Source organism: Rhodococcus sp. NPDC057014 (genome assembly GCF_042673295.1).
Classification (GTDB): Bacteria; Actinomycetota; Actinomycetes; order Mycobacteriales; family Mycobacteriaceae; genus Rhodococcus_F.
Map to the genome: position 1 here is coordinate 1 of NZ_JBHUSF010000008.1, position 10,705 is coordinate 10,705.

Below are 10,705 nucleotides of genomic sequence, written 5' to 3' on the forward strand. Positions count from 1 at the left end.
CCGCGGGCGGTTGACAAGTACTCACAGGTGCTACGCACACACCAGAGCCGGCGTCTTGCGGGGACGTCCACGGGGACGCTTGCGGGCGATCACGACACCCTGGTCGAAGATCTCCCCACCCCACACGCCCCACGGCTCACCTCGATCGAGGGCGGCGTCGAGGCAGCGGGAGCGGATCGGGCACGACGCGCACAGCGCCTTCGCCTGCTCCAGCTCGGTGGGAGAGTCCGCAAACCACAGGTCGGGGTCGTCGACCCGGCACGGCAGGTCACCACGCGCAGTCACTATCTGAACAAATCCGCTTGTGGCGGTTGAGGTTTCGGATACCCCTCGGCATGTCACGGTAGACACGTCGTTCTCCTCTGCTCTCATTGCGACGGTTATTCTCTTCGGTTCGTTGAAATGGGTGCGAACCAGAGCCGAGGCTGCGAGCGGGAAAGGTGCTCGAACTACGAAGGCCACGGTCCGCGATGCGGGTCCGTGGCCTTGAAAAGACGGTGGGAGTTGATCTATCGAGGAATTCCTCGACAACTCCGATACACGGACTCGACTGCTGTTGCGGGACGACGACGGGCTGCCGACCAGACGATCGCCGGTGCCGGTTCCGCCGCGTTCATGCCGAACAACGCGGAGGCAGCAGCGACTGCCGTCTCATGTGCTTGGAATTTCGTCATTTCACTGCCACCTCCATTTCTTCTCGATCCGATGTGAACCACACGGGTCTCCCCGCGCACTGAAACCACAGTAGGCAATTCTCCAGAACCGCACAACCTATTTTTGACCTGCGGTGATGCGTGCTATGTCGCCCGCGTGCGGGAGTCGTTCAGCGAGTAGCGCTTCCCTTGATCACACCGAGGACGTCTTCGCCGAACTGCTCGAGCTTCTTCGCACCGATCCCGGGGATCGCGACGAGCCCGCGATCGTCCTGCGGGCGCTGCTCGGCGAGAGCCGTCAACGTGTTGTCGCTGAACACCACGTACGCCGGGACCTTCAGTTCCCTCGACTTCTCGAGCCGCCACGACCGCAGCGATTCGAGCAGTTCCACGTCGACGTTGGACGGGCATCCCTCGCAGCGACCGAGCATGGTCGCGGTCGTCCCGATCAGTTGTTTTCCGCACAGCCGGCACCGGGGACGCTTCTTGTTGCTCTTGACCGGCGCCGCGATCCGCGAAGCCGGTGAGTCTTCGGGAATGAGTCCGTGCAGGAACCGCGAACGGCGCCGCGACTTGCGGCCGCCCTCGTTCCGGGACAGCGCCCACGACATCTGCAGGTGCTCGCGGGCACGGGTGACGCCGACGTACAGCAACCGGCGTTCCTCCTCGACGGCCGCGTCGTCGGGTGCCGAGTTGGCGTCGCCGAGCACGTGCTGGATGGGCAGCGTTCCGTCGGTGAGGCCGACGAGGAACACGGCGTCCCATTCGAGACCCTTCGCGGCGTGCAGCGACGCGAGGGTCACACCCTGCACGACGGGTGGGTGCCGCGCCTCCGCCCGCAGACTCAGCTCGCGCAGCAGTGCGTCGAGGGTCAGCTCCGGGTCCTGGGTCAGCTGTTCCTCGGTGAGCGCGACGAGCGCCGACAGGGAGGCCCACCGCTCGCGGGCCTGCGCACCCGCCGGTTCGGCGTCCGTCAGCCCCAGCGGGACGAGGACGGCGCGGACCAGCGTGACGAGGTCGGCGCCGACCGCGTCGGGCAGGTCGTCGCGGCCCGCGGCCTGGCGCAGCGCCGCCACGGCCTGACGCACCTCGGTGCGGGTGAAGAAACCCTCACCGCCGCGCACCTGGTACGGGATGTCGAGTTTCGTCAGCGCCTGCTCGTGCACCTCGGACTGGGCGTTGATCCGGTACAGGACCGCGATCTCCGCCGCCGGGGTGCCGGACGCGATGAGCCGCTTGATCGTGCGCGCCACCCCGGCGGCCTCCGCCGGTTCGTCGTCGAACTCGACGAAACTGGGTTCCGGCCCGGAGTCGCGCTGCCCGATCAGTTGCAGACGGGTGCCCGCGATCCGGCCGCGCGCCGCGCCGATCACCCGGTTCGCCATCGACACGACCTCGGGGGTCGAACGGTAGTCGCGCTCGAGACGCACGACGGTGGCCTCGGGGAACCGGCGCGAGAAGTCGAGCAGGTAATTCGGTGTGGCGCCGGTGAACGAGTAGATGGTCTGGTTGGCGTCGCCGACGACGGTGAGGTCGTCCCGCTCCCCGAGCCAGGCGTCGAGGACACGCTGCTGCAACGGGGTGACGTCCTGGTATTCGTCGACCACGAAGCAGCGGTAGCGGTCGCGGAACTCCTCCGCGACGGCCGAATGCTCTTCGAGTGCCGCCGCCGTGTGGAGCAGGAGGTCGTCGAAATCGAGGAGCATCCCGTCCTGGCCGCGGGCCTTGAGCTGTTCGTAGCCGTGATACACCTCGGCGACCTTGGCGGCGTCGACCGGCGCCTCCCGGCGTAACTTCGCCACCGCACGCGGGTAGTCCTCGGGCGCGATCAGCGAGGCCTTGGCCCACTCGATCTCACTCGCCAGGTCTCGGATGCTCTCCGTGCTGGTGGACAGGCCGACCCGTCCGGCGGCGGACGACACGACCGCGAACTTGCGGTCCAGCAGCCGCCATTCCGTGTCGCCGACCACCTGCGGCCAGAAGTACCTCAGCTGCCGCAGCGCGGCGGCGTGAAACGTGCGTGCCTGGACCTGCGCTCCCCCGTCGCCGATGCCGAGGCCGCGCAGCCGTCCGCGCATCTCGCCCGCCGCGCGCGCCGTGAACGTCACCGCCAGCACCTGCCCCGCGGCGACGTGCCCGCTGGCCACGAGGTGCGCGATCCGCCGGGTGATGGTCCGGGTCTTGCCTGTTCCGGCACCCGCCAGCACACACACCGGGCCCCGGGGAGCGAGGACCGCTGCGGACTGTTCGGGATCGAGACCGGTAGTCGTCACCTCTGCTGCGCCGGCTGCTGACATGGCGTCCATCATGACAGGGGCGACCGACACGGCGCGAAGCGGACGAACACCGCAGTGGGAACACACGGCGGGCTCGTGGTGTTATATCCGCCGTGACTGCTACCGACACCCCGGCCCTGACCATCTACTCCACCACCTGGTGCGGCTACTGCCGGCGCCTGAAGACGCAGCTGGACGAATCCGGCATCGGCTACGTGGAGATCGACATCGAGGACGATCCGGCGTCGGCGGAGTTCGTCGGCAGCGTCAACGGCGGCAACCACGTCGTGCCCACCGTCAAGTTCGCCGACGGCAGCACCGCCACCAACCCGTCGTTGGCGCAGGTCAAGCAGCTTCTCGGCGTCTAGGACTCCGTCGCTGCCGCAGCCCAGGACTCGATGATTCCGCGCGCGATGGAAATCGAGCCCGGGAGCAGCAGCGTGGCGTCGGTGTCCGACGCCCAGTCGCCGAGTTCGAGTGCCGTGCGCACCTCGTCCCGGGTGAACCACCGGGCCTCGGCGATCTCGCCGTCCGCGAACGTCAGCGGGGCGTCGGGATCGCCGACGGCCGCGAACCCGATCATCACCGAACGGGGGAACGGCCACGGCTGGCTGCCGAGGTAGCGCACGTCACGAACGTCGACACCCACCTCTTCCCTGATCTCCCGGACGACGCACGTCTCGAGGGATTCACCGGCCTCGACGAATCCGGCCAGGATCGAGAACCGCCGCGGCGGCCACGTGGGCTGCCGGGCCAGGAGCACACGATCCCCGCCGTCGTGCACGAGGCAGATGACCGCCGGATCGGTGCGGGGAAATTCCTCGTGACCGGTGCTCGTCGAGATCCGCGACCACCCCGACATCGTCGGTTCCGATGCCGCGCCGTCGAGCGCACTGAAGCCCGCGCTGTCGTGCCAGTTGAGCATGGCGAGGGCGCCGGTGAGCACACCGGCGTCGGCGTCGTCCAGCGTGCCGCCCAGAATCCGGAGATCGGCCAGCTCGCCGGTGAGCGCCTGCACCCGCACCGCCCACACGTGCCGGTCCTTGCGGACGCCGAGGAACACCGCCCCCGGTTTCGGTTCGGGGCCGAGTTCGGTGGCGTCCGCGAAGACCAGACCGTCGTCCCCCACCCGCACCTGTCCGCGGTGATTGACCCGCAGCAGCAGCGCATCCCGCCAGCCCGCACGCAGCGCGTCCGTGTCCGAACGCAATTCCTCGGCCCGCCCGACGGCGGAGCGGGACAGGAGCGGGGTGTCGTTGAGCCGGAATGCAGTCACGCCGTCGACACTACTGCCGATCAGTTGGCGACCCGACGGATGTACAGCAGTCGGTCGTTCTCCTCGATCGAATCGACCTCCGGCGAGCCGACCCGGATCAACCGGCCGTCCCGCACCACACCGAGCACGATGTCCGCGAGGTGACGTGGGGAGCCGCCGATCTCGTCGCGCTCCACGAGGCGCTCTGCGATCGCGAAACCCGCCTCCGGAGTCAGGAGGTCCTCCATCATCTCGACGACGCTCGGCGTCTTCGTGGCGATGCCGAGGAGCCTGCCCGCGGTCTCGGAGGACACGACCACCGAATCGGCGCCGGACTGCCGGAGCAGGTGCGTGTTCTCGGATTCGCGGATCGCGGCAACGATCTTCGCCTTCGGTGCGATCTCTCGCGCCGTCAGCGTCACCAGCACCGCGGTGTCGTCGCGGTTGGCGGCGACGATGATCGCCGACGCGTTCTGCGCGCCCGCCAATCGGAGCACGTCCGATTTGGTGGCGGATCCGTGGACCGTGACCAGGCCCTTGCTGGCCGCCGAGTCGAGCACGGCGTGGTCGGTGTCCACGACCACGATCTCCGACGGCGGAACGTCGTCGCCGAGCATCGCGTCGATCGCGGTGCGTCCCTTGGTTCCGTAGCCGATCACCACGGTGTGATTGCGCACGTGCTGCCTCCAACGCTGAATTTTGAACGCCTGCCGGGAGCTCTCCGTGAGCGCGGAGAGGGTCGTACCGACCAGGACGATGAGGAAGAAGATTCGAAGAGGCGTGATCAGGAGGACGTTGACGAGCCGTGCCGACGGTGTGAACGGCGTGATGTCGCCGTATCCCGTCGTCGACAACGACACCGTCGCGTAGTAGATGCAGTCGAGCAACGACAGTTCGTTGTCCTGCGCGTCGCGGTAGCCCGCCCGGTCGATGTAGACGATGAGAACCGCCAACGCCAACGCCGCCAGGGCGATCCCCACCCGGCGGTAGATCGCCCTCGCCGGACTGGTCTGCAACTCCGGAATCCGGAGTACACCCACCAACGCGAAGTCCGGCCGGTCGGTGAGGGTGTCCGACCTGCTCAATCTCTCACGCAGCCTACCGGCCATATGTTCGTCTCCACGTTGCACTGAACTCCGACATCGGCTGGCAGCCTAACCCCGATTGTCCCACCGGACACACGTCGGAGCCTCGTTGTCGCGAACCGGGTGGTTCGGGCAAGCTGGCGTCATGCAACGAGAGAGCATCACACCACGACCGAGCCAGAAGCCCGCACTCCGTCTCGCCGCACTGCTGCTGGGCGCGGGCACGATGCACTTCGCCGCCCCGAAATTCTTCGATTCCACGGTCCCCACACAGTTACCGGGCGACGCCCGCACCTACACCTACGTGTCCGGGGTCGCCGAACTCGCGATCGGCACCGCGCTGGCCGTGCCGCGCACCCGCAGGCTCGGTGGCGGACTCGCCGCTCTGCTGTTCGTCGCCGTCTTCCCCGCCAACATCAACATGGCAGTGGACTGGCTGAAGAGCCCGAAGACGACGACCGTGCAGAAAACCGGTGCGCTGCTGCGTCTTCCACTGCAGATCCCCTTGGTCACCGAGGCCCTCAAAGCTCGGCGTCACGCCTGAATTCGTCTCCGGGACCATCGTCGGCGGGATCCGGTTCGCCGGCGCCGGCGGTGCTGAGGAGTCGGGCGAGCGCGTCGGCGCCGGGGAGTCGGTCCGGTGCGATCGTCCGTCCGGTCCGCACGTAGTGGAATGCGGCGCGCACCCGCTCGATCGGAACGTTCATCAGCTCGGCCCACGCCAGCCGGTACGCGGCGAGCTGCATCACGACGGCCTTCTCGTTGGCCGCGCTCGGTTCGGCGCCGGTCTTCCAGTCGATCACCGTCCACCCGCCGTCGGGGTCGCTGAACACCGCGTCGATCCGTCCCCTCAGCACCGTCCCCGCCACCGAGGTCTCGAACGGCACCTCGACCTCCGTCGGGTTGCGGTCGGCCCACGGCGAGCGCAGGAACGCGTCCTGCAACGTCGCGAGATCGGTGTCCGGGCCCGCCCCCGTGTCGGCGGCGCCGGGCAGCTCGTCGAGATCGAGCAGCCGGGTGGCTCCGAAGCGGCGTTCCACCCAGGCGTGGAACGCGGTACCGCGCCGGGCGAGCGGGTTCGGCGGGAACGGCAGCGGCCGCCGCAGCCGGGCGGCCAGGGCGTCCGGGTCGGCCTCCAGTTCGACGAGCTGGCTCACCGACAGCTGGCCGGGTAACACGATCTCGGTGCGGGCGTTCGCACGCGCTTCCCGCTCCGCGAGGAGGGCGTCGACGTCGGCCGCCCAGTTCTCGAGATCCTCGTCCTCGTCCTCGTCCTCGTCCACCGGCGCCTGCTTGCCGACGTTCTTCAGCGCCGCGACGACCAGCGCCGCACCACGCTCGACCGCCTCCCGGCGGAGACCGAGCGGATCCCGCGGCCACACAGCCGACTTGGGCGTGCTGGTCAGCGGGTTCTGCTCCTCGGGTTCGGGCGCGGGCGCCCAGAGATCGACGATCCCGATCCCCTCGTGGGCCTCGTCCGTCACCGTGTCGCGCAGTTCGGTGAGGAACTCCGACGGCCCCTTCGGCTCGGTTCCCGATTCTGCCCAGTGGTGACCCGAAGCGAACAGCACCCGCTCGGTGCGGGTGAGGGCGACGTAGAACAACCGGCGGTCCTCGTCCAGTCGGCGGGCCGCCAGCGCCGACTTGTGCGCCTTCACGGCCTCCTCGAGGTCTTTCCGGTCGTACAGGTTCTCGAGTTCGAGGACGGGTACGCCGTCGGCCGACTCGCCCGGCCGCGCCCGGTCTCCGCGCAGCGACGGGGGCAGTTCGCCGAGCGCACCGAGCCAGGACCCGGACGCGGTCCGCGACGGAAAGACGCCGGCCGTGAGGTGCGGCACCGCCACCACTTCCCACTCCAGCCCCTTCGCGGAGTGCACGGTCAGCACCTGGACGCGGTGCGGGTCCACTTCGACTTCGCCGGGCGCCAGGCCTTTTTCGACCGATTCCGCGGCGGACAGGAAGGCGAGCAGTCCGGTGACGGTGGCCGACGTGCGGTTCGCGTAACCGGCGACGACGTCGGCGAAGGCGTCGAGATGTTCACGGCCCGCGCTCCCCCACGCAGACTGCCGTGTCCGGGCCTGCGCTTCGATGCCGATCCCCAGTACCCGTTCGACCTCGGCCACCAGTTCGGTGAGCGGTTGCCCGATCCGCTCGCGCAGCGACGCCAACTCGGCCGCCACCGCGGTGATCCGCGCGTAGCCGACCTGCGAATAGCGTTCGGCGGGTCCGGGATCCGCCAGCGCGTCCGCCAGCCCCGCCTGCTCCGCGTGTTCACCGGGCAGCGCCTCGCCGACGGCGTCGGCGAGAGCGGCCGAATCCGTGACGGCGCCGGTGGTGCCGTAGCCGGTTCCGATGGCGAGTTCGGACGCTCGCCGCGACAGCGCCGTCAGGTCGGCCGCCCCGATCTGCCATCTCGCCCCGGTCAGCATCCGGACGGCGGCACTGCCCGCCATGGGGTCGGCGACGACCCGGAGCATCGCGATGACGTCGGCCACCTCGGGTGTGTGGAGCAGACCGCCGAGACCGACCACCTCGACCGGCAGACCCCGCGACCGCAGTACCTCCGCGATCGGTGCCGCGTCGGCGTTGCGCCGGATCAGCACGGCGGCGGTCGGCGGATCCTCGCCCCGATTCGCGGCGTCCGCGTACTGTTCGGCGATGCGGTCGGCCACCCATTCGCGTTCCTGCACGACATCACCGGTGAGGGCCAGGCGCACGTCCCCGGGTACGGCCTGCGGTCGCGCCCGCAGCATGCTGACCGCCACGCCCCGCTCCCGCAGGGACGCCGACGCCATGTTGGCCAGCGCCAGGGCCTCCGGCGGGTTGCGCCAGCTGGTGAGCAACTCCAGGGTCGGCGCCGGATCCCCGTTCGTCAGCGGGAAATCCGTGGCGAAGCGGGGCAGGTTGGCCGCCGACGCACCGCGCCAGCCGTAGATCGACTGCATGGGGTCGCCCACCGCGGTGAGCGCCAGTTCACCGTCGAGTCCGCCGCCGAACAGCGAGGACAGCAGCACTCGCTGTGAGTGCCCGGTGTCCTGGTACTCGTCGAGCAGCACCACCCGGAAACGGGTGCGCTCGGCGAGGCCGACCTCGGGGTGGTCCGCGGCCACGCGTGCCGCCAGCGACATCTGGCTGCCGAAGTCGAGTGCGCCTTCCCGTCGCAGGGTGTCCGACAGTCGCTGCACGAGTGGCAGGAGTTCGACCCGGCGGTGCTGGGTGTCGAGGATGTCGAGCAGTTCCTTACCAGGACCGCCGCGCTGCCGCGGTCCGGCGGGCAGGGTGTGGACGAGCTTGTCGAGTTCGGTGTGCGCCTCCCGCAGGTCGTCCGGTTCGACGAGGTGCTCGGCGAGCTGCCCGGCCAGCGCGAGCACGGCCTCGGTGACGGACGCCGGATTCCTGTCGGTGTCGAGGTCGCCGTCCCACGAACTGACCACCCGGTGCGCCAGCTGCCACAGTTCCGTCTCCGACAGCAGCGTCGCCGACGGTTCGATGGGCAGCAGGAGCCCGTGCTCGGACAGCAATCGCCCGGCGTAGGAGTGGTACGTGCCGACCTCCGGTTCGCCGGCGAGGATGCGCGACCGGAGGTCACCGCTCGGGTCGACCCGGCGGAGCAGGTCCGAACCCGCAAGCCGGGCAAGGCGTTTTCTGATCCGGGCGGTCAGCTGCTGCGCCGCTTTGCGGGTGAACGTCAGACCCAGCACCGCCTCGGGGTCGACGACCCCGTTGGCCACCAGCCACACGACGCGGGCGGCCATCGTCTCGGTCTTGCCCGCGCCTGCCCCCGCGACGACGAGGGTCGGGCCGAGGGGGGCCGCGATGACGGCGGCCTGTTCCGGGGTCGGCGGATGCTGTCCCAGTCCGATCGCGAGTTCCACCGGGTCGATTCGGATGGTCATTCCGACGTCACCTGCCGTCCTTCGTCGTGCGCGGGACAACTCGTCCGCACCGGGCAGTGCCTGCATCCGTCGTTGACGCGGGCGAGGAACTCCGGACCCCTGGTGGCGGCCGCCGCCGCATGGATGACCGCGAGCCACGTCTCGAGGTCCTCCTCCGACAGCGGTGCCTGCACCCGCTGCGTCGCGCCTTCCTTCTTGTGCGGTTTGGCGACGAAGACCAGCCGCGCCCCACCGGGTTTCGACGCCGGCTCCCCGTCGATCGCACCGGTGGCCGCCGCCACCTGGTAGGCCGCCAGCTGGGCGTGCTGCTGGGCGTCGTCCTTGGTGACGGGTGAGCGGGCGGTCTTCACGTCGACGATCACGGGCCTGCCCTCGGCGTCGCGTTCGAGCCGGTCGATCCGCCCCCGCAGCCGGATCTTCGGGGAACCCTCCTCGCGCGGCTCGAGGACGCCGTCGACGGCCACCTCGACGCCGACCTCGGTGAGTTCGGACCGGGTGTTCCCGAGCCAGGCGGTGAACGTGGCGAGCATGTCCCGGGTGCGGTCGAGTTCGCGCCGCGAGTACCACTGGGAGCCGAGATCGATCGATTCCCAGGCGTTCTCGAGCGCACGTTCCACCTGATCGGGTGGGATGCGGCCTGCGAGCGCCTGCACCAGCGTGTGCACGAGCGTTCCGGCGATGGCGTGGGTGTTGTCGCCGTCCCGGCCGCCGTGGCGTTCGAGCAGCCACCGCAACGGGCAGGTGTTGAGCAGGTCGACGGTGGACGGCGACAGCGACACCGGCCCGTCCTCCGCATTCCACAACGCCACCCCGGTGCTCGGTTCGGCGGTGCCGTACCACTGGTCCGGGTGTGCGCCGCGCACCCCGGCCTCGGCGAGCCGGGCGAGTTGGCGGGCGGCGCGGTCCTGGCGGGCAGGGTCGGATTCGGCGACGTCCGGATCGCAGACCACGCTGCGCAGTTCGGCGACGAGGGCGGGCAGGGCCAGGACCCGGGTCGCCGGATCCTCCGCGGGCACGACCGCCTCCTCGACGTCCGAATCCTGTTCTCCGGCGAGCAGTTCGTCGACGAAACGGGAGTGGACGAGGTCGGCGTCGCCGCTGGCCGAGTCGACCGCGGTGACGAGCAGACTCCGCCGCGCCCGGCTACAGGCCACCAGGAACAGCCGACGTTCCTCGGCCAGCAGCGGTGCGGTGCGCGACATCCGGTCGGCGGCAGTTTCGCTGCCGTCGGACACGCCGCCCGTGAGGTCGATCAGCGCCTCGGTGCCGAGCAGGCTTCCGCGCGCCCGCAGGCTCGGCCACAGCCCTTCCTGCACCCCCGCGACCGCGACGACGTCCCATTCACGGCCGGCGGCGGAGTGGGCGCTGAGCACCGACACGGCGTCGCCCGGAACGACGGAGACGGTGCGCGCGGTGGGAATCGCCTGTCCGGTCAGGTAGTCGACGAACCCGGCGAGTTGCGCGCGCGGGAGGCGGTCGACGTAACTCGCCGCGGCGTCGAACAGGGCGACCACGGCGTCGAGGTCGCGATCGGCCTGCG

General features: G+C 69.9%; 8 protein-coding genes. 2 read left to right on the plus strand and 6 right to left on the minus strand.

Annotated features, from left to right (window positions below; genetic code table 11):
- Positions 1 to 30: 30 nt before the first annotated feature.
- Both ACFTZB_RS02910 and ACFTZB_RS02915 read right to left on the minus strand, forming a co-directional pair.
- Positions 31 to 372 carry a WhiB family transcriptional regulator gene (locus ACFTZB_RS02910; protein WP_378430017.1) on the minus strand — a complete coding sequence of 114 codons (342 nt, stop codon included), beginning with the start codon at positions 370 to 372 and terminating at the stop codon, positions 31 to 33.
- A gap of 451 nt (positions 373 to 823) precedes the next feature.
- A complete protein-coding gene (locus ACFTZB_RS02915) occupies positions 824 to 2,962 on the minus strand; it encodes an ATP-dependent DNA helicase UvrD2 (RefSeq protein ID WP_378430065.1) in 2,139 nt (712 codons plus the stop codon).
- Between the two features lie 80 nt (positions 2,963 to 3,042).
- Here ACFTZB_RS02915 and ACFTZB_RS02920 point away from each other — a divergent pair, with 80 nt between their 5' ends.
- A complete protein-coding gene (locus ACFTZB_RS02920; RefSeq protein WP_015890142.1) occupies positions 3,043 to 3,297 on the plus strand; it encodes a mycoredoxin in 255 nt (84 codons plus the stop codon).
- Here the strand turns inward: ACFTZB_RS02920 and nudC are convergent.
- Together nudC and ACFTZB_RS02930 are read right to left on the minus strand one after the other, a co-directional pair.
- Positions 3,294 to 4,205 (minus strand): NAD(+) diphosphatase, encoded by a 912-nt coding sequence (gene nudC, locus ACFTZB_RS02925; protein WP_378430018.1) that lies wholly within the window; start codon positions 4,203 to 4,205, stop codon positions 3,294 to 3,296. The genes ACFTZB_RS02920 and nudC overlap by 4 nt on opposite strands.
- Before the next feature lie 20 nt (positions 4,206 to 4,225).
- On the minus strand, positions 4,226 to 5,293 hold the full coding sequence (locus tag ACFTZB_RS02930; RefSeq protein ID WP_378430019.1) for a potassium channel family protein: 1,068 nt from the start codon (positions 5,291 to 5,293) through the stop codon (positions 4,226 to 4,228).
- A 121-nt stretch (positions 5,294 to 5,414) separates the two neighbouring features.
- On the opposite strand from ACFTZB_RS02930, the gene ACFTZB_RS02935 reads away from it, so the two are divergent.
- A complete protein-coding gene (locus tag ACFTZB_RS02935; RefSeq protein WP_378430020.1) occupies positions 5,415 to 5,813 on the plus strand; it encodes a MauE/DoxX family redox-associated membrane protein in 399 nt (132 codons plus the stop codon).
- Here the strand turns inward: ACFTZB_RS02935 and ACFTZB_RS02940 are convergent.
- Positions 5,791 to 9,165: an ATP-dependent helicase gene (locus tag ACFTZB_RS02940; RefSeq protein ID WP_378430021.1), complete on the minus strand. Its 3,375-nt coding sequence runs from the start codon at positions 9,163 to 9,165 to the stop codon at positions 5,791 to 5,793. The genes ACFTZB_RS02935 and ACFTZB_RS02940 overlap by 23 nt on opposite strands.
- A partial coding sequence (locus ACFTZB_RS02945; protein ID WP_378430022.1) for a PD-(D/E)XK nuclease family protein occupies positions 9,162 to 10,705 on the minus strand: 1,544 nt, incomplete at its 5' end. The genes ACFTZB_RS02945 and ACFTZB_RS02940, both read right to left, overlap by 4 nt.